This window comes from Nostoc sp. (assembly GCF_036917575.1).
Taxonomy (GTDB): domain Bacteria; phylum Cyanobacteriota; class Cyanobacteriia; order Cyanobacteriales; family Nostocaceae; genus Nostoc.
The window spans coordinates 81,573-103,920 of the sequence record NZ_JBALDC010000004.1 but is presented as its reverse complement, the minus strand read 5'-3'; the positions used below and the strand labels follow the sequence as shown (position 1 = coordinate 103,920).

Here is a 22,348-nt window from a genome sequence, read left to right as displayed (position 1 = left end):
AATTGTGGTAAATCACGTTTTAAGTCAAACTGCTGTAGGAGAAAGAGCCATCTGCAAAGATAAAATTCTCGAAGCCAGTCGTCGAAAGAGTAATCAGGTTTGCATTATTGTTGAAGGTAATGTTGGCAGGGTTTAGACTATTGTCAGAAATAATACCAGATACACTAACTTCAGAACGCTTGAAAGCGCTCACATCAAGGGTGTCAAAACCATTCCCTCCATCAACAATTGCAGACCCGAAGCCTTTGAAGTAGTCATTTCCAGTCCCTAGTTCAAAGCGGATACCGCCACCGATAGTAACTTTTTGTTGAACTTTATCGATATTACTGGTAGCGGTAACTTTGTCATTCCCATCGCCAGTTCTGATGATTCCTTGTCCATAAATCCCATAGGCAATACCACCAATTGTGGTTGTTGCTTGTCCAGTGAGGATGTCATTGTCATTACCAGTATCAATGATGCCGTCATTGAAAATGCCATAGGCTAGAATGTTTGCTTCTAAGCTGGTTGCAGAACCTTTAATCGTATCCTTGTTTTCACCAGTTGTGATAATAGCTTTTTTAATGTTCTGGATGCCGATGGTAGTAATGCCGATGCTGCTTTTGCTCGGTTGTGTGATGATGGCGTCTTCGATGTTCTTGTTCTGGCTGTCAACGCTAATAGGGTAAATTATATATTTGCCTTTGCTGCCAGAATTACCAGTGCCAACGAGCGTATCTTCTCCTTTGCCAGTATTTAGTTTATCACTGTTACTAATGCCGATTCCAGCGCCGCCGTCGCCGCTTTCGTCTGTGATGCTGTAATTACTAGTAGTGCCCTCGGCAAGACCTTGGTTATCAGCAATACCACCAGTACCACCAGTACCAGTACCAGTGATAGTGTCATTTCCGTCCCCGATATCAAAACTGCCACTGTTGCTGATGCCGATTCCAGTACCGCCGTCGCCGCTTTCGCCTGTGAATGTACCGGAGTCGGAGGAAGTACCGTCACTATAGCTAGAGGCAAAAGTGACAGTACTTTGGCTACCATTACCACCAGTACCAATGCCTGTGATAGTGTCATTTCCGTTCCCTGCATTAAAACTGCCACTGTTGCTGATGCCGGTTCCACTACCGCCGTCGCCACGTTTAAAATTATCGCCTCCCTGCAAGCCGCCAGTGCTACCATTACCACCAGTACCAATGCCAGTGATAGTGTCATTTACGTTCCCTGCATCAAAACTACCACTGTTGCTGATGCCGGTTCCAGTATCGCCTTTACGGTCTTTAAGAGCATCGCGTCTACCAAAAAAATTGACAATGGCAGCAATGCCAGTACCAGTGATAGTGTCATTTCCGTTCCCTGCATCAAAACTACCACTGTTGCTGATGCCGATTGGAGTAACGCGAGTACTAGTGCCAGTGATAGTGTCATTTCCGTTTCCAGCATAAAAACTACCACTGTTGCTAATGCCAATTCCATTCCCTGTATTGAGACTACTACTGTTGTTGATGTCAGTGGGTTAAATTTCAAACCAGTACCGATGCCAGTAATAATGTCACTTCCATCCCCCGCATTGAGAGTGCCACTGTTATTAATGCCGATGCCAGTAACAGGTTTCTTAGGCTTACCAGTGCTAGGCTTACCAGTACCAGTAATAGTGTCATTTCCTGAAAACGTATTAATCACACCTCCATTTAAAATATCAATACCAATTGCCACAGATGCATTTGACTCTTCTGCGGCTAAAGTATCGATACCGGAAGTACCGATGAAATTAGGTGGAATCGTAAGTCTAGGCATTGACAAAATCTTCTTTATGAGAATAATTACTTTGTCATTTTAAAGCTTAGTTGTGCCAGAAGGTTAAAATAATTCGTAATTTATAATTCGTAATTCGTAATTGAATTAGTTGTTAATTTAGACCCTAAATTTCTTCTATACCACCAACAAATATAATTTGGTGGAGGACTTAAACTAAATAATTACGAATTAGTGAATTTGGTATGGTGATAAATTGTAGGTTCTAAAAATCCAGCATGAGTCAGCTAGGGACAGCCTTCAGTGAAGGAATAATTGCCTTCATCGCCACTAACATAGATGACATCATTATCTTGTTAATATTTTTCTCACAGGTAGATGTTAACTTTCGACGACGGCATATTTTTCTCGGTCAATATCTGGGTTTCACAGCCATTATCATTGCTAGCTTACCAGGATTTTTTGGGGGATTGGTTGTACAGCGAGAATGGATAGGATTGCTAGGATTGTTACCAATAGCTATTGGTATTCAACAATTAGTATCTAGAAAAGAAGAAACTAGAACAGTTCATACAGTCAGTAGTGATTTTAGAGAGTCTACAGCTATTAACCCAGTATTGTCTTTTATTTTGAGTATTTTGCAACCCCAAACCTATAAAGTTGCAGCAGTAACGATTGCTAATGGCGGTGACAATATTAGTATATATATTCCCTTATTCGCTGGTCATGACCTTGCCAGCTTAGGAGTAATTCTAAGTATATTTTTTGTCATGGTAGGAGTTTGGTGTGCGATCGCTTATTTTTTAAGCCGTCAACCTACTATTGCTGATATTTTAAGTCGCTACGGTAACGCTATTGTACCTTTTGTATTAATTGGCTTGGGTCTGTTCATTATGTATGAACGAGGTACATTCACTTTACTACCTTGGGTAAGAAGTTAATCAATATTCAGTAATTACTACAAAACGGGTTGAAGAGGCTGCCAATGGTAGTCTCTTCAACTATTGGAATGATTATCATTATTTATCATGGCATAATTTATTTTTTGGAAGTTCCCAAAAGGCGATGGCGCAGCGACTCTACATGAGTATTGCCAATTCGCCAGTGCTAAAGTTCTGGGTGTGGAGTTGCAAAACTATAAAGACCGTTAAGCGTTGGTTCGTGATGGTAGACCCATCCCACAAACTCAGGAGTATGACGACCAAAAATGTAAATTCCGTCTTTTTCTCTACCTAAGTCAACCCAAGCAGCAGTCATCCATTGTCGATACCCAGACTCTGCAAAGCGATCGCATTTTTCTAGAGGTAGAAAGCACTTCAAACGAGTATCAAGGGCGTGGCAGACATAGTTTTTGACAGCAAATATTGATAATCCCTCAGCACGTCTTTCAACAGCTAACTTGATGCGATGATGATACCACATCATATCTTTATATAGATCCTGAAAATCGCAGACTTGTAAACCATATTGTGTCACGTAAGTTTTGACATTGGGTTGGAATAGTTTCCCCCAAGCCTCAAAGCTCATACCCCATGCCGGGTCTTCTTGTTTACGTCGTTTGGCTTCGCCCATAAATGTGGCTCCAAGTGAGAGCATTGTCACGATACAGTGTTAATTGCCATTACATTAGACCTCTTGCAAAAGCTACTTTTGCAAGAGGTGGGAAAAGGGGAAAGGTTAAAGGGGAAAGGTTTTTTATTCCTTTTCCCTTTCCCCCTTACCCTTTTCCCTAATTCTGCAAGAAGTCTATTACCTACCATACACAAATTATCTAAATATTTGTGCTACTTATTTGCTTGATAACAAATGTACCGTTTTTTGTCAAAGTGAATCGGGAAGGCTTGAAGAGGAGGGGCATTTTCTCTTTATGCGTCTTCTTGGTCATACGTAGGTAAATTCTGACATCATCAAACAATCAGAAGAGATATGAAATTAACTTCTCAATAAACTTGAGAATAAACTTAATTAAATAAAATGACAGAAGCTTATATAGCAAGCGAATTAAAGGTTAGGACATCTTAAAAGCCTGGATGTTAGGAACAGTAATGTTTTACCTCCTGCCTCCTGCCTTCTGCCTCCTGCCTCCTGCCTCCTGCTATACCAGTGCCCATTGGGATGAAATTGGGAAGAAGCAATCCAAAGAGAAAGTGAGAGAAAAAATATTCCAGCTTGCAGAGAACGCGATCGGAGTAACTTACCACAGATTTTTCAAGCTGGTGGGAACCCTGCATAACCCTGACAGTTTTAGAAAAGGGCAATTTCCGTTACAGACGAAATTTGCTGTCGCAGATTTTTGAGTAAATCTAGAGTTTTTTTGTAAGCAACTTTTTTTCCTTGGTTTTCAAAGTACTCAGATGCTTTTTGTAAATCAGATATAGCTCCTAAATGATATCCTAAACGATACTGAGCTACTCCCCGATTAACGTAAGCCTGAGCATTACTTGGGTTCAGTCTAATAACTTCAGAAAAATCACGCACTGCACTAAAATCATCTCCATTTTGTCCGCAAGCACAACCTCGGTTAAAGTACGCTCTATAATCGTTAACATTGAGACGAATTGCTAAATTAAAATCGAGCATCGCAGCTTGGATATCTTGCAAGACAAAATGCGCTAAACCTCGGTCATTATAAATATCTGCAAGCAGTAAGCTGCTGATTCGGGGAATTTGAGTTAAGGCTAAATTAAAGTCAAGAATCGCTTCTGAATCTTTCCCATCCTTAGCACGGGCTAGCCCTCGGTTGTAGTAAGCTCGAAAATCGTAGGGTTTAAGTGCAACAGCTTGATTATGATCGACAATGGCAGCTGAATAATCCCCTTGTCTATAGTGTGCTACTCCTCGATTCAGATAAGCTTCAAAGTTATTAGGTGCAAAATTTATGGCTTGAGTACAATCTGTAACAGCTTGATGGTAATCTTGTAATTGCAGATAAGCCAAACAGCGATCGCTATAAGCCACAGCAAAATCTTTCTCAAGTGCGATTACCTGGTTGAAATTCTTTATTGCTTCCTGATAATCACCGCGCTGCATCTTATCTACACCCAACTCTAAGAAATCAATCGCTGTAATTTGGGTAATGAAAATGGGTGAAGAATGTGCAGGTAAAGTCAAAAAATTCAGGGGTAAAGCAATAATTATACTGAAAATTAATTGCCAGAAATCAGTCATAATACAAAATTAGGATAGATAGTATTGTTTGATATTTTTGGAGCAATCTTTTTGTAAAGACTCTTAATCCAAAATCCCAAATTGGTATATGTATCCTGTTTTATAATTGCGGCGACTCTAAAATTAGCGGGACAAAAAGCCCCGCTAATTGTTAATTTTTTAAGTCAGATTTTGGTTTACTTCCATTCCTTATCTGCTTGTGAAAGCACATAAGCCGCTACATTTTCAATTTGTTCAGGCTTCAAACGTTTGCCGAAGGCAGGCATGGCATTTTTACCATTTGTAACCTGCGCAATAATTGCCTCTGCTGAATACAAACCGTACTTTTCTAAAGCGTCCTTTTTCAGGCTTTTATCAGCTTTAACCAGATTTTTTCCTCCCGCATGACAAGAGGCACAATTAGCACTAAATACTTTAACTCCACTAGCAGCATCTGCCGCCAAAGCTGGATGACTGAAGGCAAAGATGAAGATTGCTATGCCTAACAGCATGACTGTAATCATTTTTTTCATTTCGTGTTCTCTCTGCAATAACGGCTTATTCGGTGCAATGTCCTCCATAATTGTGAGTTGAGCCGCTGCCATAGTCAAAAGACAAGCTGTCAAACTTTGCTTGATTAAATAAATTTTTTTGATTTTGAATTTGAACGATTTTAGATATAAATTTATTAGCACAAAATGAGATGTAATAAGAATGTGCTACTCTTCAAAATTCCATTGCTTGCTTAATTGCAAAAATGTACATTCATACTGACGATAAAAATTCAAATATATCTTATTTTAAATATGCAATCAATAAAATCATTAAAATTTAAGGATGAAATATTAAAGATGAAAATTGTCCTCATTCATCTTTTATAATTCATCCTTTGTTTTTTATTTGACAGAACTTAATTGAGTAAGCATATCTTCTGTGACGCGACAAATTCGCCAATCATCTAATATAGATGCTCCCATCCTACGGTAGAATGCTTGGGCTGACTCGTTCCAATCTAAAACACTCCACTCTAATCGTCCACAATCACGTTCTACAGCTATCTGAGCTACTTTAGTCAGAAGAGCCTTACCAATACCTTGCCTGCGATATTCTGGTAAAACAAATAAATCTTCCAGATAAATTCCTGGTTTAGTCAGAAATGTTGAATAATTATGAAAAAATAGCGCAAAACCAACAGCTTGACTCGCAGATTCTGCTAATATTGCTTCTACATACCTCCGCGAACCAAACAAATGCTCTTGAAGTGCTAGAGCATTACCAGCGATCGCGTGAGATAATTTTTCATATTCTGCAAGTCCCTCAATTAATTTAAACAGTACGCTGCAATCGGCTGGTTCAGCAAAACGCACAATCAAATCGCTACCCGAAGTCATTAGTCTATAGTCCATAGTTTATAGTCCATAGTCTATAGGTAACTGGGCAATTTATTTTAAGTATTGACTAAATCAAGAGCTGAAAAAAACTACAAAACGCCTGATTTTTGCGAATTGCAAAGCTAATTAAGTTAGGAATTGCATCTCTATCTTGAGCAATGTAGTTAAATTAACCAACCTTTTAAGCGTTTTGCTATATGAGGACGGCGCAATTTCCGCATGGCTTTGCTTTGAATTTGACGCACTCGCTCACGAGAAAGATTGAACATATTGCCAACTTCTTCTAAGGTACATGGTTCGCTGGTTGTCAAACCATAACGCAGAGAAATCACATCTTTCTCTCGTGGAGTTAACACGTCTCCTAAGACTTCCCAAATCTCTTGACGCATCATGTTTTCATTCATTTTTGCTTCAGGAGACAAGTTATCTTCATCTTCTAACAAATCCATCAATTCCGTGTCTTCTTCTTTACCAACACGGTGGTTGAGAGAAAGTGCTTGTCGCCGTAGCTGTTGTAGCTGGCGTAGTTGTTGCACGCTAATCTCCAAATATTCTGCCATTTCACCTTCGGTAGGATTACGACAGAGTTTTTGTTTGAGTTCTCGTTGAGCTTTTTTTAGCTTGTTAAGCTTTTCAACAATATGAATCGGTAGCCGAATTGTCCGCGCATCATTAGCTATAGCTCTGGTAATTGCTTGTCTAATCCACCAATAAGCGTAAGTAGAAAACTTATATCCTTTATCGGGATCAAATTTTTCTGTAGCGCGATTTAAACCCATAGCTCCTTCTTGGATTAAATCCAAAAAAGGCACTCCCCGATTTAAATATCGTTTAGCAATAGACACTACCAATCTCAAGTTCGAGCGAATCATTTTGCGTTTCGCGACTCTCCCTTGATACAAGCGATTTTCTAGTTGCTTTTCCGTCAATTCTAGCTCGGAAGCTACTTCTAGTTTGCTGGGTTCATGTTCGAGTTTTAACTCTAAAGCCGCTTGTATTTCTCTGACTTCCTCTAAGAACCTGACTCGCCGCGCTAACTCTACTTCTTCATCAGCTTTTAAGAGCGGATAACGCGCCATTTCCTTAAAAAATGCGCCGACAGCATCATCATGTTCGGTTTTGTTGTATCCCGAAGGACGAGCCGCCGCCATATCATCTCCATCGCGTTCGTCTGATTCCAGATTTTCTACTACAATTGGAGATTCTTCTACCACTGCATTTAAACTATCGAGTGATGGTTCTTCGATATCAGCAGCATTCTCCAGTATTTCCATTTTTCCCAATTCAACAATATTCATATTTTCCTTTAGGGATTGTTGCTTTGTTTGGTACATAATTTATTTACACCTACTCGTTTGAGGCTTGGTAGTCTTCCCTAATGGACGATGCACCCGTAAAAAATAGCGAAATATAGGCTGATGCTAATTTGTCTACAGAAATAAAAATCGGCATCTACCTACTACCTATAGGTTACAGTTATATACAACTATAACGAAACTGACCTTAGCACCCAATAAAGCTTTTTTCTTAGATTCCCAACAGATATATTCTTCATTTTTTTCTAAATTATCAAATATGTCAAACCCCCCTCAAACTTTCTCAACCTTAACAAATATAAAAATTCCAGTTCCTCATCCAAATCTTTTAAACTTTCATATATCTTTCTAAATATTTAGAATGTCTTAAACGCTGGAGTTCAGTGTATAAAAGGAAAACTTACTAATGGATTTACGCATTCCTGATTTGATTTAAAGTTACCTACATGATCCAAATCATAAGAGAGGCAGCTTAATTTTGGGATAATCTTACTTTGTATAAAAGCATCTCATATACAGAAATAGTTTAATATCTACCGCTAGGTGGAAAAAGGCTACTCCATATTTAGTAGATAGAGCAACTGTTGCAGCAATAGCCGACATGCTTTTATTTGTATAGTGGACACCAAATATTTATTGCATATATAGTTGATACGAATTTGTCTAGTAGATTACATAAGAGGAAAATTATCAAGTATTATGAAGAATAACAGTATTGATAAATACCATTTAAATTTAAGAAAGCGAAAAACTAAAGTTTAGTTAGCTAGGTTGATTTTGACCAGCTATGTTGTGAGGAAAAGATTTAATTATCAAGTCAGCAAATATGTATATTAATGACATAAAATTATCTCCTTTAGTGGTGGCACAAGCGAGTGAATCATACCAGTTAAGTGCAACGTTGAATCGGTGGGTTGAAGTATTGGTAGACTGTCCAGGAAGTACAGGACTATTTACTTATCGATTGCCAGCCCAGTTAGAAATCAAACCAGGGGATATTTTGAGCGTGCCATTTGGGGCGCAACAATTGGGAGCGATCGCGATTCGATTACTGGCACAACCAAATATCGATTTACCACCAGAAAAAATTCGGGAAGTAGAAGATATAGTCAGTGTTGGATTTTTCCCAAGTGCTTATTGGGAATTACTCAACCGAGTTGCTGCATATTACTATACGCCCCTAATTCAAGTAATCCGGGTTGCTCTGCCACCAGGGTTACTGGGGCGATCGCAGCGTCGTATCCGTCTGGTTGGAGGCAGGGGAACAGGGGGGAGTAATTATTTACTGGCATCTGCCGATCCTTTAGCTTTTTTGACTCCGACTGCACGCCAAGTTTGGGAACTTTTGCAAGGACAGCCAGCCGGAGATTATAGTTTTGTTTACCTTCAACAAAAAGTCAAATCTGCTTATCGGGGAATTCGGGAGTTATTGCGATTTGGTTTAGTAGAAAGCTACTTAGAACCGCCGCGACTAACTCGACCAAAGTTGCAAAAAGCAGTTACGCTTACAGGTACAATTGACGATGACTTAACTACTCGCCAACGAGAGATTTTAGAAGTGCTACGGCGGCGTGGTGGAGAGTTGTGGCAAAATGAATTACTGCAAATTTGCAACGCTAGTTCTTCTATTATCAAGACGTTGGCACAAAAGGGTTACATCGTTGTTGAAGAACGGGAAGTATTGCGAACTGAAAAAGGCCCAACTTTACTAGGTGATGGCGCTAAATCTTTAACCGTTGCTCAAGCTAGCGCTTTAGAAACAATCCAGACATTAGATACATTTGCTGAAGTATTGTTGCATGGGGTGACAGGTTCAGGAAAAACCGAAGTATATTTGCAAGCGATCGCACCTCTCTTCAATCAAGGTAAATCCGCCCTTGTCTTAGTCCCAGAAATTGGACTTACACCCCAGCTAACCGATCGTTTTCGCGCCCGTTTTGGTAATAAAGTCAGCGTTTATCACAGCGCCCTCTCAGACGGTGAACGTTACGATACTTGGCGACAAATGCTTACGGGAGAACCCCAAGTTGTTATTGGTACTCGTAGCGCCGTTTTTGCCCCTTTGCCCAACTTGGGTTTAATTATTTTAGATGAAGAACACGATAGCAGCTTTAAACAAGATTCTCCTATACCCACCTACCACGCCCGCACCGTTGCCCAATGGCGAGCCGAATTAGAAAATTGCCCCTTGGTGTTGGGTTCAGCTACGCCTTCGTTGGAAACTTGGGTAAGCGTGGGGAGGCAGGGAGCAGGGGGCAGGAGTTGTTATTTAAGTTTGCCTGAACGCATTAATTCCCGCCCTTTACCGCCGGTGGAAATTGTCGATATGCGGCAAGAGTTGCAGCAGGGAAATCGTTCTATATTTAGTAGATCGCTGCAAACAGCTTTGCAAGAGTTGCAAGAAAGAAAACAACAGGGAATTTTATTTATCCATCGCCGGGGACACAGTACTTTTGTCTCTTGTCGCAGTTGTGGATATGTATTGGAATGTCCGCACTGTGATGTGTCGCTGGCATATCACCATACCGAAGAAAAAGCGCCGGAATTATTGCGGTGTCATTACTGTAACTATGCGCGATCGCACCCCAAATTTTGTCCTGATTGTAGTTCTCCTTACTTGAAATTTTTCGGTAGCGGTACTCAACGGGTTACGCAAGAACTAGCGCGACAGTTTCCACAGTTGCGCTTGATTCGTTTTGATAGCGATACCACCCGTAACAAAGGTTCACATCGTACCCTACTTACGCAGTTTGCCAACGGCGAAGCAGATTTATTAGTCGGTACGCAAATGCTTACCAAAGGTTTGGATTTACCACAGGTGACACTTGTGGGGGTTGTCGCCGCCGATGGATTGCTAAATTTATCAGATTATCGCGCCAGCGAACGAGCATTTCAAACCTTGACGCAAGTAGCTGGACGTGCCGGTAGAGGTGAAGATCCGGGTAGAGTGATTGTGCAGACTTATACTACAGAGCATCAGGTAATTGCAGCAGTGCGATCGCACGATTACCATTCATTCTCTCAAGCGGAATTAGAACAACGCCAAGCACTCAATTATCCTCCTTATGGGCGGTTAATTTTGTTGCGCTTAAGTAGTCTTGACCCCATTCAAGTCCAAAATACGGCGCAAGTTATTGCTACAGCCTTGAGTACAGAAGAAGAATTTGAGATATTAGGCCCAGCACCAGCGAGTATTTTACGAGTAGCTAATCGTTATCGCTGGCAGATATTAATCAAATTTGCCCCCGATGCCTTACCACAATTACCAGATTGGGAAGAAGTGCGATCGCTTTGTCCTTCGTCTGTAAGTTTAACTATTGATGTAGACCCGATTAATATTATGTAATCCTAAACTAATAATCTACCCAGTAGCGTACTCATAAATAAACCTGATTTATTTGGTGATTGAGTTAACATATACATAATCCGCCCTCAGATAGATGAGTAAATCAAAATATCATCTTATTACTAAAGTTAATGCATACATATTGAAAAACTTTTTCATGATTTTGCTGTTAAAGTTACATCATGTTAGGGTAATTACTTATTAATAAAATCTATCAATGTAAGTTGGGTTTAACAACAGCGAAACCTAACATAAATAAGGATAAAATATTGGGTTTTGTTCTTCAAAATCTACCCGCTTAGTTGTGGGAAAATCCCACACGCTCTATCACCAAGCGAGAAGACTGCGCCGGCTGTCCAACACAGTGACTACCCAAAGTACAGATATTATAAATACAGTGTTTTGCAATTACATGAAATACACCCCTCGCCAACCCTCCCTGATGCTTTGGGGAAGGTGCGCAATAACGCGGGTGAGGTATTATTTGTAACTCACGCTGCGGGTGACGCTCCTGCGTCGCTAACGCTGCGCTAACAGCAGTCGCTCATGGGGAGCCACTGCGTTGCGGGGGTTCCCCCCGTTGAAGCAAGTGGCATGGAAACCGCCTTGGCGCTAGCCTCTCCCTTTGGGAGAAGACCGCGCTGCTTCACAAAGTTAAAATCTGCTGTATTTAATTAAACCTGATATTAGTTGCATATTAACAGCATAAATAAAATGAACTCTGCCAGCAGCAATTAAAAATTTCCGGTAATAATTTTGAATATTTATTACTTTTTAAGTAATCATACTGTGCCAAGTTGAGGAATTAGAAAGTTCCCTGATAATTCTCTTAAAAAAGTTCAGTATTGATGTAATTTCAAGTATTTAATAAATACTTTTTATACAGTTTTGAAAAATGTGTTCCCAAAGACTTGCGGTCATTAGGTTCGTTTATAGCTAGTGAAAAATCGCCAGGAATAATCATTGCAGATACTTGGCCAATGTTAATGGACTACTCACGTATCAATTACGAACACAAGGGCAACGCATACTATGATTTACAATATCAAACCCAAAATACTGGTATTAGCAATTGTTCAAGGAATTGCTTTTCAACCAAATAACGCTCCTGCACCATCTGGGTATATTAAAGATATCGGTCAAGCCTACAATGATACTAGAGGCTTTGGTTGGGTGCGTGAAGATAGCTTAGGCAATACTACACCCACTCCCCTTGATATCGAACTCAATACACGCGATCGCCACCAAAGTGGCATCGATCAACGACTAAATAGACTGATTCATCTGCAATATCCTCTTGACAATGCGGGAACAGCAGTCAAGATACCTGCTGCTTGGGAATACGCTCTATCTAAAGGTTCCTACAATGTGACTGTTAGCGTCGGTGATGCTAGTAATACTGTTGGTAGTAAGCACCAGATTAATATAGAAGGAAGGGCTGCTATTTCTGGCTTTGTACCAACAGCAACCCAAAAATTTGCCGCAATTACCCGGATTGTTAATGTTACCGATGGTAAGCTCACAATTGATGCTAAAGGTGGTAAAAATACCAAGCTCAACTATATTGCGATCGCACCAGGTAATCGTCCCTCGATCAGAACGACTAATCCCACTGATGCTCAGACAAATGTATCGCCAGATATCTCGATTACAGCAGACCTAAATCTCCCTAACAGTGGGATTGCAGCTAATACTATTTCCGCCTCAACCATCAAACTGATCGATAGCAGTACTAATACACAAGTCAATACCAGTTACAACACTTCCGGTGGCGGAGATGTGATTGTAGTGTCTCCGATAAATCGTCTCAAGAACAATACCAAATATTTGTTACAAATCACCGACGAAGTTAAAGATAGCAATGGTGTTGCATTCTTACCCTATAGCATCAGTTTCACAACAGGCACTTTTGTAAAACCAGTAAGCAATATTAGTTTTGAGCAAGTCTTACTAGCGAATGTACCTGTCAAACCTTACACCACAGTAGTGATTGGGCCTGACAATAAACTCTATGCTGCCACCTTACTAGGTGAGATTTTGCGTTTTCCAATCAATGCTGATGGCACTCTCGGTAAGCCACAAACGATTACTTCATTGCAGACTGCAAATGGTGGTAATCGAACGATCATTGGTATGCACTTCGATCCCTCATCAACAAATGCTAACAACCTGATTCTCTGGGTAACAAATAACTACTACTGGAATGCAACCGTTGATGCACCGGAGTGGAGTGGTAAAATTACTCGTTTAAGCGGTACCAATCTAGAGACTGTAAAAGACTATGTGGTTGATTTACCACGGTCTAGTCGGGATCATCTAACCAATAGCATTGAGTTTAAGACCAACGAGCCAAATGTGCTGTATGTGTTGCAGGGTAGTAATAGTAGTACAGGTGCACCAAACACTGTCTGGAGTAATCGTTCTGAGCAGTTGTTAACTGCTGCTGTATTACGAGTTGATCTGTCCAAAATCACCTCACCTCCTTTAAGCGTTAAAACGGAGGATGGAGGTACTTATAACCCCTTTAATCGGGAAGCACCTGTAACTATCTTTGCTAGCGGTATACGTAATGGCTACGATCTGGTTTGGCATAGCAATGGTCAGTTGTATGTACCAACAAATGGTTCGGCGGCTGGTGGCAATACGCCAAATACACCTATCCCCTTACCTCTTGCCTGTCAAAACCGTATTGATCAAGCTACTAATGGGGCATATACTAGTCCATCTGTGCCTGCTCTTAGCAGTCTAGGCGCACAGCTAGATTTTCTGTTTCGCGTTGTTAAAAATGGTTATTACGGTCATCCCAATCCGAAGCGTTGTGAGTGGGTGTTGAGTGGAGGAAATCCTACAGCTGGTAAAGATCCAGTTCAGATAAAGGAATATCCCATTGGTACTCTACCTGACCGGAATTGGAAGGGTATTGCTTTCGATTTCGGAGAGCATATTTCACCTAATGGCATCATTGAATATCGTAGTCATGTTTTAGGCGGTCAGCTCCAAGGCAAACTACTGGTGACACGCTTCAGTTCAGGGAAAGACATCATTGTACTAACACCAGGTGGCGCAAACTTAGATATCATAAATTCCCAAACGGGTATTACTGGCTTCACTGGTTTTGATCCAAGTCCATTGGATTTGATTGAGAATCCCACGAATGGAAATCTCTACGTGGCACAACTTAGTCAAGAGACGGGCATGGGCAAAATTACACTTCTGCGTCCACTAAAATAATATCAGTATCGAGCGATCGCTCAATCTAATACCAATTTAAAAAATGTTTATGACAGATAACCCCACCTACGCTGACACACACCCTCCCCAATGCTTTGGGCAGGGTTGGAAAGGGGTATTATCTATGTGTTGCATTCTTTTTTTAATTGGTATTACTTCATCGGTAAGGTGAGGGTGAACGCTGTTTGACCAGAAGGTGTTAAATCAAGAGTAAGGTCGCCACGATGTGCCCTGGCAATTTCCCGTGCTAGGCTCAGTCCTAGTCCGATTCCTTCTACCTTGCGGTTACGTGAGGGATCGCCGCGATAAAATCGGTCAAAAATATGATCGCGTTCGCCCAGTGGAATATCTTTTGATGCATTGACAATGGTGACATGGAAATTTGTGGGAGTTTGATGAGTGCGAATTTGTATCCAGCCGTTGGCGAGATTGTATTTGATTGCATTACTGAATAGGTTTTGCAAAACTTGAATTAAAAGATCGCGATCGCCTTTTACCCGCAATCCATCAATAAAGTCAGTTTGCATTGTCAAATGGGGAGCTAGCATTTCCACATCTTCTAGCATCTCCATCAGCAACTCAGACATATCCACTTCAACCAAATACAAGCTCATTTTTCCGGCATCTGCTAGAGATAGTAACAACAGTTTCCGCATAATTCCACTTAGGCGACGCACCTCATCTAACAAGTTGCTTAAGCGCTGCTGTACTTCACTACCGGGATCGACCTGTTGTAGTGTTCGTTCTAGTTCGCCTTGTAAAATAGTTAGTGGGGTTTTCAGTTCATGGGCTGCGTCACCACTAAAGCGGGAAGCTTGGGTAAAACTACGTTCCAAGCGTGACAGCATTAGGTTAAACACCTGAATCAGTTCGACAAATTCAACATCAGTTGTCCCAATGGGAATTCGCTGGTCTAGCCCTTTGACAGTTACCTGTTGAATTACGCCCGTTAATTGCCGGATGGGACGCAAAGCACCACCAGAAACCAACCATGCCCCCACCGCGACCAGTAGCAGCGCTCCCGGAATTGAAACCAGGAAGATATTGCGAATAATAGCCATTTCTTGATCTACGGCTTGCAAGCTAACGGCAATGGCAATCTGAGCATTGGGAAATTTAGCTGTCCCAATCCGCCATACTGCTGTTGCTGTCTGCTCTGTAACAAATTTAGGCGGACGTGGACGAATTAGCGGTGGGCGCTGGTTCGATGGATTTGTATTAGAGGGTAAAGGTGGTGGTTCTCTCTTCAGGGGCGGTGGTAGAGGTGTCAACTCAAGACGCTTAAGCAACAGACGATTCACCTCAAGGTCGGCAGGTAAGGAGTTTGATTTATAAAGGATGTTGTTGTTTGTATCCAACACCACCAGGGCAACAGGGGTTTTTGTATTGGTTCCGAAAGCATAAGATAAGGAATCTTCGTAAAACTGCCATCGCGAGCGATCGCCTAAAGTTTCTCTTTTGGGAGATTCCTCTGGTGGAGGGAAGTTCGGAGTTGCCCGCATCAAGTGATTTAATAGTTCTGCATCCAGGCGGCTAATCTTAGCGTTGTAAATCTGAAACCAGGAAACCGCGCCAAATCCGACTAATGTACTGCCAGCTAGAGCCGCAGACAATAGAGCAATGCGGAGTCGAAAGGAAGGGAGTTTCATAATCAAGAATCTGGTTTGCGAAATCGATATCCAACCCCTCGAATGCTTTCAATCCAGACTGCTTCATCAAGAGGGTCAAGCTTTTTACGAATTCGCTGGATACAAACATCCACAACGTTAGTATTAGGGTTAAAGTCATAGCCCCAAACGTGTTCCAAAATTTGGGTACGAGTGAAAACCCGTCCGGGAGAACGCATGAGATATTCCAGAAGATTAAACTCGCGGCTGGTGAGTTCTATCGCTTGGCGATTGCAAGTGACTTCCCTGGTAATGCGATCGAGTTTGATCGGCCCAACGCAAAGTAGATTTTGGCGATCGCTCACACTCCGGCGCACAACCGCATGAATTCTAGCCGCTAACTCTTCTACAAAAAACGGTTTTGCGATATAGTCATCCGCTCCCAAATTTAGCCCTTGCAAGCGATCGTCTAGTTCATTTCGAGCCGTCAACAAAATCACCGGAGCATTTCGACCTTGCCGCCGTAGTAGTTTTAGAATCGATAGTCCATCTTTTCCCGGCATCATAATGTCGAGTATAATCGCATCATATTCGTTGTCTAATGCCCGCAGATATCCGTCATCACCGTTATCGCAGTAGTCTACAACAAATCCCTGCTCCTTGAGTCCAGCCCGGACAAAGTTAGCAATTTTCGCTTCATCTTCAATAAACAGAACGTTCACAAGTTTTTACTAATTTATATATTCTTCTATTCTAAATTCATTATTTTTTGTTCAAATTACAAAACTGTAATTTAGAAAATAAGCAAGCTGTAATTTTGAGGTGGCTCAATTAGAAATATGAACACCTTAGCTTTTGAAAGTTGATTTTTATGAATATTCGTCGAGTCTTAGCCGTAGTAGCGATTCCTTTTTTGATTGGTACATTTGGTTTTGTTGCACCCAATCAGGCAAATGCCGCTAATCCATCTCATCGGAACCCCGAAATTTCACAACAGCCCAACAAACGGCAATCTGATAAGAAACCACAAATTAGACATTCTAAACCCCGTCCACATCATAAAAAGCGTTCTCCCCAACGTCCCCAACCTCATAATCAGGAAGCAGTTCAAAACCGTGTAGAACGCAACAACCGTTAATTAATCCACCCTTGGATTTCGCCTCGCCCTCAGCAGCGATATCGTCAGAGTATTGTTGTTTCTAAATTACAAAACTGTAATTTAGAAACAGGGCAAACTGTTATTTTGAGAAGACTTAATTAGAAATATAAACCTTTGGAGATTTAATGATGAATATTCGTCGAGTACTAGTAGCAACAGCAATTCCTGTTCTGGTTGGCACATTTGGTTTTCTTTCACTCAATCAAGCAAATGCCGCTAATCAATTCGCTCGAATTGCACAAGCGCCACAACCGCCCAACCAACCATCAAACGAACAGCCGCGTCCACCTCGACCTGATTTGAAAGGCACAGCAGAAAAGTTAGGAGTTACAGAAGCCCAGTTAAAGGCGGCATTGGGAGTTCCTGCCAATCCGCCAAATCCAGGCGATCGCAATCAGCGCCCACCCAGACCTGATTTGAAAGGCGCAGCAGCAAAGTTAGGAGTTACAGAAGCCCAGTTAAAGGCGGCATTGGGAGTTCCAGCCAATCCGCCAAATCCAGGCGATCGCAATCAGCGCCCACCTCGACCTGATTTGAAAGGCGCAGCAGCAAAGTTAGGAGTTACAGAAGCCCAGTTAAAGGCGGCATTGGGGGTTCCAGCCAATCCTCCAAATCCAGGCGATCGCACTCAGCGCCCACCCAGACCTGATTTCAAAACCGCAGCAGCAAAGCTAGGTGTCACTGAACAACAGTTGATCGACGCATTAGGTGTTCCACCTCATCCTCCTGGCGATGGCGGAGCCTCTCCCCAAGAAAACCGTCCTAATCAACCACCAAAATAGCTGAATATTATCTAGGACTTACGCATTAACAAAATTTAATCCTGTAGTATACACAGCCTTTCTTTAATTCGTAGCGAATTAAAGAAAGGCAATACCTTGCAATGCCAATGCATCCCAATACAATGTTAATGCGTCCCTCTGCAATGCCATTGCATCCCGATACAACGTTAATGCGTGTCCCCACAATGCCATTGCATCCCGATACAACGTTAATGCGTGCCCCTGCAATGCCATTGCATCCCGATACAACGTTAATGCGTCAGCCGCATTATTAATGTATCGGGATGCATTAAAAACGTTACGCTTTTACGCAAAATTGTACTAAGTCTTTACTTTTTATTAAGAGGCTGTAGTACATTTTTCTAACTGAGGGTTTCAGTTTCATCAACGACAAATAGTCTACCTGCCTGACGAATAGCTTCAGGTTTGCGAATTTGCAGAAACCTTAACACTGCAATGCCCAGGAATATCCAAATCAAGACGACAACTGGCGCTAAGTGAAGCGGTGCTGGTGGAGGGGGATAAAGAGTGCCAACTATAACACCACTAATCACGATTATCGAGAGCCAAGGTAGCAGAACATAACGCAACCAACCAAAGCGAATCGTAGAGTTTTGCTCCAACTGAGCGCGGCGTTTTCTCGAGAAATATCGAAAACACGCCAAACTAGTCAATCCATAAATCGCTAGAGCAGCGAGTGTTAAAACTGTACCCAGAAAGGCAAACGCCTGAATCGGTGTCCACAGCATTCCCAACCCCAGCCCCACCGCAGAACTGCCACACAACGCGAGAATGGCATTTGTCGGTGTGTGATAGGTAGGATGAATGTGCATCAACCAACGGGGAAATAGTTCTTCTCGACTTATGGCATAGACAATCCGAGCCGCAGCGTTGAGAAAGGCTACGGCACAGGCATATCCAGCCATAATTCCGGCAAAATCAATCAATAAGGCAAACCCATTCCCCCAAACATGACGCGCGATCGTATCGAAGGGGGCAGCATCTTGGGTAAAGGCTGCCATGTTATGAATGCCATATCCCACCGTTGCCACATACGACATCAGTATATAGAACACGCCGACTAAGACTAGGGTGATCGTCGTCGCTTTTGGAATTGACTGGCGAGGGTTTTGAATTTCTTCACCCAACGTGGTTGCGGATTCAAACCCGACGAAACTGAGGATGGACAAAATGACACCGGCAAGCAGGTTGCTCTGCTGTGGTAATCCTGTCAATGTGAAGGGTACGAGCGTCAGTTGTCCGGTTTTACCAGCTTGGATGAACACGATGAGCGCGAGCAACAGACAAACGCCGAGTTCAAACATTAATAGTGTCAGATCCAATTGCAGCGAGAAGCGAATGCCGCGATAACACACTGCCCCGACGATCAAAGCGAACAAGCAATACCATAATGTCCAGTTTAGGTGTACGCCAAACCAGTGCAGCAACAAATCTTGAAAATTTGCACTCATTACTAGAAAGACAAAGGCAATAGCTACACCAAAGGAAATTAAACTCAACCAGCCAGCGAGAAAGCCCCAGCGCACTCCTAATCCTTGAGTCACAAAGGTATACAATGAGCCACTTGTGGGGAACTCGGCTGCAAGTATGCTGATTTGATGGGCAACCAGCAGAGCCACCCCAAAACCAATGATATAGCACAACGGCATTGCTGCACCGACGAGTCCCGCTTGGGGAATGGTATTAAAAAAGATGGCACCCACCGGAGACATCGCAGCAACTGCCATGACGATCGCATGGCGCAATTGCAGCGTATTGCGTTGCAGCTTTGGGGATTCGTTTGAAGAATTTGTCGCAGGTGTCATATCCCAGAGTGGTTTATTTACTGATACTGCTTATCATCCATGAATGGAAAAATGAGCGCAACTTATTGTCCGAACCCTGTAAGTAGACGACACCAATTTCAAATACGCATTATTTTACCACCTGTCAATACGTAAGTCCTAATATAGTGTGAGATTATTTGATTTTTTCTTTCACCAGAACTACTACAATTACTATTGATGCTAGATAATGGGAAGGCTTTGACATTTTCTTGCCAATCTAGCCCGGAAACAATAACTAAGACTTATGCGAACTCACTATTGCGGCGAACTCCGAAAAGAACATATTGGAGAAACTGTTACCTTTTACGGATGGGTAGACCGTCGCCGCGATCATGGTGGTGTGATATTTTTAGATTTACGCGATCGCTCTGGAACTGTCCAAATCGTCAGCGATCCGCAACGCACCCCAGATTCTTACGAATATGCAAATGCCCTGCGAAATGAATATGTTGTCAAAATCACTGGTAGAGTAACACAACGTCCTGAAGAATCGTTGAATACCCGCATCCCCACAGGCGAGGTAGAAATTTACGCCGATAAAATTGAACTACTCAATGCTGTTCGCAAACAGTTACCTTTCCAAGTTTCTGTAGCTGACACCGAAACAGTACGGGAAGACTTACGGCTAAAATATCGTTATTTGGATTTGCGACGCGAACGCATGGCGCAAAATTTGCAATTGCGTCATCAAATTGTCAAAGCCATGCGTCGTTATTTAGAAGATTTGGAAGGTTTTATAGAAGTCGAAACCCCAATTCTTACCCGTTCTACCCCAGAAGGAGCGCGGGATTACGTTCTACCCAGTCGTGTCAATCCTGGTGAATGGTATGCTTTGCCACAATCACCCCAACTATTTAAACAATTGCTGATGGTATCTGGTTTAGATAGATATTATCAGATTGCCCGTTGCTTTCGTGATGAAGATTTACGCGCGGACAGACAACCAGAATTCACGCAATTGGACATGGAAATGAGCTTCATGTCCCAAGAAGAAATTATCGAACTAAACGAGAATTTAGTTTGCCATATCTACAAAACAGTTAAAGGTATTGAGTTACAGCGCCCTTTCCCCCGTCTCAATTATGCTGAGGGGATGGAACGTTACGGTAGTGATAAACCAGATACACGCTATGGTTTGGAATTAGTTGATGTCTCAAATATCGTCAAAGACTCTAGTTTCAAAGTCTTTCGGGATACTGTTACCAATGGTGGTATCGTCAAAATCCTCCCCATTCCCAACGGGAACGATGTAATTTCTAATGTCCGTATTAAACCAGGTGGCGACTTATTTAAAGAAGCCAGCGAAGCCGGTGCTAAAGGTTTAGCTTTTATCCGTGTCAGGGATGATGGCGAAATTGATACTATTGGGGCGATAAAAGACAACTTAAGCGAAGAACAAAAACAAGAAATTTTGCGCCGTACAGGTGCAAAAGCTGGACATTTGCTATTGTTTGGGGCTGGTGATGCTGCTACAGTTAATAAAACTTTAGATAGATTACGACAAGCGATCGCGAGAGAATTTGGCTTAATCGATTCAGAAAAAATCAACTTGCTGTGGATTACAGATTTCCCGATGTTTGAGTGGAATGCTGACGAAAAACGCTTAGAAGCACTACACCACCCGTTTACAGCACCACATCCTGATGATTTGAGCGACTTGAAAACTGCACGCGCCCAAGCTTACGACTTAGTACTCAACGGCGTAGAAATTGGCGGCGGAAGTCTGCGGATTTATCAGCGAGAAATTCAACAGCAAGTGTTTGAAGCGATTGGTTTATCTCCTGAAGAAGCACAAAATAAATTTGGCTTTCTTTTAGAAGCATTTGAATATGGTACACCGCCGCATGGTGGCATTGCTTACGGTTTAGATCGTTTGGTAATGTTGCTAGCTAAAGAAGAATCCATTCGGGATGTCATTGCTTTTCCAAAGACACAACAAGCACGTTGTTTGTTAACAGATGCGCCTTCGAGTGTAGATACTAAACAGTTGAAAGAATTACACGTTGCTTCGACTTATAAACCAAAGTCTTAACTTGACTTTATCCAATTAGGCGGCATAAACAGCAATATCGTTTGTTTCGTTGCCGATACCAAACAAGCCAACCCAAGGTGCGCTCTATCACCCGTTATTTTGGAAACAAAACAAACCCTTTGCGCTCTTTGGGTTGGAGTTATATAGCAAGAAGCAGAAGGCAGGAGGCAGGAGGTAGAACTATTACTATTCCTATCATTGACGCTTGTCATTATGTCCTAACCTATGTGACTACGGCTATACTTGTAGAAATCCAACGGCAATACAGAGAAGTTTGATTATTTTAATATTCAAAACTCAGTGACAATGTTAACAATTTTATCTTCGGTGTCGTATCCAAAGTAGGTTCGGTAACAACCATCTCCATACCTTGATGAAAAGGTAATTATATTTAATTGAGTAGATTTATCTATACAAATATTTGCCCACTTCCATGTAAGTCTGTAATTTTTCCTTAATTCATCTTGAATCAAGTCTATCAAGCATTCTTCTTGGGATTAGCAATGTATGCATAGTGTATTGATCAGTTAGCGATCGCAGAAACGACAGATATGACAGATAGGAAACTGGGTATTGCATCAATATAGATAGTTAAGCAGAATTCACAGTAAATACCCTTGCGCACTACGATAGCTTTTATACAAAATTACGATGTGTCTTAACACTAGCAGGTTTAGAGGATGTTTGAAAAGTCACGATTGATGTATCAAGTATTTTTTACCCCTCCCTAACCCTCCCCTTATAAAGGGG

At 41.9% G+C, this 22,348-nt stretch carries 18 protein-coding genes; 7 read left to right on the top strand and 11 right to left on the bottom strand.

Annotated elements, in window-relative coordinates; translation table 11 throughout:
- Positions 1 to 19: 19 nt before the first annotated feature.
- Both V7K79_RS00635 and V7K79_RS00630 read right to left on the bottom strand, forming a co-directional pair.
- Positions 20 to 1,150 carry a hypothetical protein gene (locus tag V7K79_RS00635; protein ID WP_335043720.1) on the bottom strand — a complete coding sequence of 377 codons (1,131 nt, stop codon included), beginning with the start codon at positions 1,148 to 1,150 and terminating at the stop codon, positions 20 to 22.
- A 50-nt stretch (positions 1,151 to 1,200) separates the two neighbouring features.
- Positions 1,201 to 1,782: a hypothetical protein gene (locus tag V7K79_RS00630; protein WP_335043717.1), complete on the bottom strand. Its 582-nt coding sequence runs from the start codon at positions 1,780 to 1,782 to the stop codon at positions 1,201 to 1,203.
- A 236-nt stretch (positions 1,783 to 2,018) separates the two neighbouring features.
- Between V7K79_RS00630 and V7K79_RS00625 the strand changes: the two genes are divergently transcribed.
- Positions 2,019 to 2,681 (top strand): cadmium resistance transporter, encoded by a 663-nt coding sequence (locus V7K79_RS00625; protein WP_335043715.1) that lies wholly within the window; start codon positions 2,019 to 2,021, stop codon positions 2,679 to 2,681.
- Positions 2,682 to 2,847: 166 nt separating this feature from the next.
- Here V7K79_RS00625 and V7K79_RS00620 read toward each other — a convergent pair whose 3' ends face one another.
- The 5 genes from V7K79_RS00620 to V7K79_RS00600 all read right to left on the bottom strand — a co-directional run bounded on the left by V7K79_RS00620 (position 2,848) and on the right by V7K79_RS00600 (position 7,612).
- Positions 2,848 to 3,312 carry a hypothetical protein gene (locus tag V7K79_RS00620; RefSeq protein WP_335043713.1) on the bottom strand — a complete coding sequence of 155 codons (465 nt, stop codon included), beginning with the start codon at positions 3,310 to 3,312 and terminating at the stop codon, positions 2,848 to 2,850.
- A gap of 672 nt (positions 3,313 to 3,984) precedes the next feature.
- Positions 3,985 to 4,908, bottom strand: a complete 924-nt coding sequence (locus V7K79_RS00615) for a tetratricopeptide repeat protein (RefSeq protein ID WP_335043711.1) — start codon at positions 4,906 to 4,908, stop codon at positions 3,985 to 3,987.
- Positions 4,909 to 5,084: 176 nt separating this feature from the next.
- Entirely contained in the window at positions 5,085 to 5,420 is a 336-nt protein-coding gene (gene petJ, locus V7K79_RS00610; protein ID WP_335043801.1) for a cytochrome c6 PetJ, read from the bottom strand.
- A gap of 363 nt (positions 5,421 to 5,783) precedes the next feature.
- Complete coding sequence (locus tag V7K79_RS00605) at positions 5,784 to 6,278, bottom strand: GNAT family N-acetyltransferase (RefSeq protein ID WP_335043799.1); 495 nt, start codon at positions 6,276 to 6,278, stop codon at positions 5,784 to 5,786.
- Positions 6,279 to 6,442: 164 nt separating this feature from the next.
- On the bottom strand, positions 6,443 to 7,612 hold the full coding sequence (locus V7K79_RS00600) for an RpoD/SigA family RNA polymerase sigma factor (protein ID WP_335043709.1): 1,170 nt from the start codon (positions 7,610 to 7,612) through the stop codon (positions 6,443 to 6,445).
- A gap of 808 nt (positions 7,613 to 8,420) precedes the next feature.
- On the opposite strand from V7K79_RS00600, the gene priA reads away from it, so the two are divergent.
- Both priA and V7K79_RS00590 read left to right on the top strand, forming a co-directional pair.
- Positions 8,421 to 10,940: a primosomal protein N' gene (gene priA / locus V7K79_RS00595; RefSeq protein ID WP_335043708.1), complete on the top strand. Its 2,520-nt coding sequence runs from the start codon at positions 8,421 to 8,423 to the stop codon at positions 10,938 to 10,940.
- 1,032 nt (positions 10,941 to 11,972) lie between these two features.
- Positions 11,973 to 14,171 (top strand): Ig-like domain-containing protein, encoded by a 2,199-nt coding sequence (locus tag V7K79_RS00590; protein ID WP_335043706.1) that lies wholly within the window; start codon positions 11,973 to 11,975, stop codon positions 14,169 to 14,171.
- A gap of 152 nt (positions 14,172 to 14,323) precedes the next feature.
- On the opposite strand, the gene V7K79_RS00585 is transcribed toward V7K79_RS00590, so the two are convergent.
- Together V7K79_RS00585 and V7K79_RS00580 are read right to left on the bottom strand one after the other, a co-directional pair.
- The gene (locus tag V7K79_RS00585; RefSeq protein ID WP_335043705.1) at positions 14,324 to 15,820 is read right to left on the bottom strand and encodes an ATP-binding protein; all 1,497 of its coding nucleotides are present in this window, start codon (positions 15,818 to 15,820) and stop codon (positions 14,324 to 14,326) included.
- A 2-nt stretch (positions 15,821 to 15,822) separates the two neighbouring features.
- Positions 15,823 to 16,500, bottom strand: a complete 678-nt coding sequence (locus V7K79_RS00580; protein ID WP_335043704.1) for a response regulator transcription factor — start codon at positions 16,498 to 16,500, stop codon at positions 15,823 to 15,825.
- Between the two features lie 149 nt (positions 16,501 to 16,649).
- Here V7K79_RS00580 and V7K79_RS00575 point away from each other — a divergent pair, with 149 nt between their 5' ends.
- The 3 genes from V7K79_RS00575 to V7K79_RS00565 all read left to right on the top strand — a co-directional run bounded on the left by V7K79_RS00575 (position 16,650) and on the right by V7K79_RS00565 (position 17,994).
- Positions 16,650 to 16,916 carry a hypothetical protein gene (locus V7K79_RS00575; protein ID WP_335043701.1) on the top strand — a complete coding sequence of 89 codons (267 nt, stop codon included), beginning with the start codon at positions 16,650 to 16,652 and terminating at the stop codon, positions 16,914 to 16,916.
- 146 nt (positions 16,917 to 17,062) lie between these two features.
- The gene (locus V7K79_RS00570) at positions 17,063 to 17,719 is read left to right on the top strand and encodes a hypothetical protein (protein WP_335043700.1); all 657 of its coding nucleotides are present in this window, start codon (positions 17,063 to 17,065) and stop codon (positions 17,717 to 17,719) included.
- Positions 17,720 to 17,826: 107 nt separating this feature from the next.
- Complete coding sequence (locus tag V7K79_RS00565) at positions 17,827 to 17,994, top strand: hypothetical protein (protein WP_335043698.1); 168 nt, start codon at positions 17,827 to 17,829, stop codon at positions 17,992 to 17,994.
- An 87-nt stretch (positions 17,995 to 18,081) separates the two neighbouring features.
- Here the strand turns inward: V7K79_RS00565 and V7K79_RS00560 are convergent, their stop codons facing one another.
- Complete coding sequence (locus tag V7K79_RS00560) at positions 18,082 to 19,545, bottom strand: APC family permease (RefSeq protein WP_335043696.1); 1,464 nt, start codon at positions 19,543 to 19,545, stop codon at positions 18,082 to 18,084.
- Positions 19,546 to 19,810: 265 nt separating this feature from the next.
- On the opposite strand from V7K79_RS00560, the gene aspS reads away from it, so the two are divergent.
- Positions 19,811 to 21,598: an aspartate--tRNA ligase gene (gene aspS / locus V7K79_RS00555; protein WP_335043695.1), complete on the top strand. Its 1,788-nt coding sequence runs from the start codon at positions 19,811 to 19,813 to the stop codon at positions 21,596 to 21,598.
- A 290-nt stretch (positions 21,599 to 21,888) separates the two neighbouring features.
- Here the strand turns inward: aspS and V7K79_RS29885 are convergent, their stop codons facing one another.
- The gene (locus tag V7K79_RS29885; protein ID WP_442938878.1) at positions 21,889 to 22,071 is read right to left on the bottom strand and encodes a DUF4241 domain-containing protein; all 183 of its coding nucleotides are present in this window, start codon (positions 22,069 to 22,071) and stop codon (positions 21,889 to 21,891) included.
- Positions 22,072 to 22,348 lie beyond the last annotated feature (277 nt).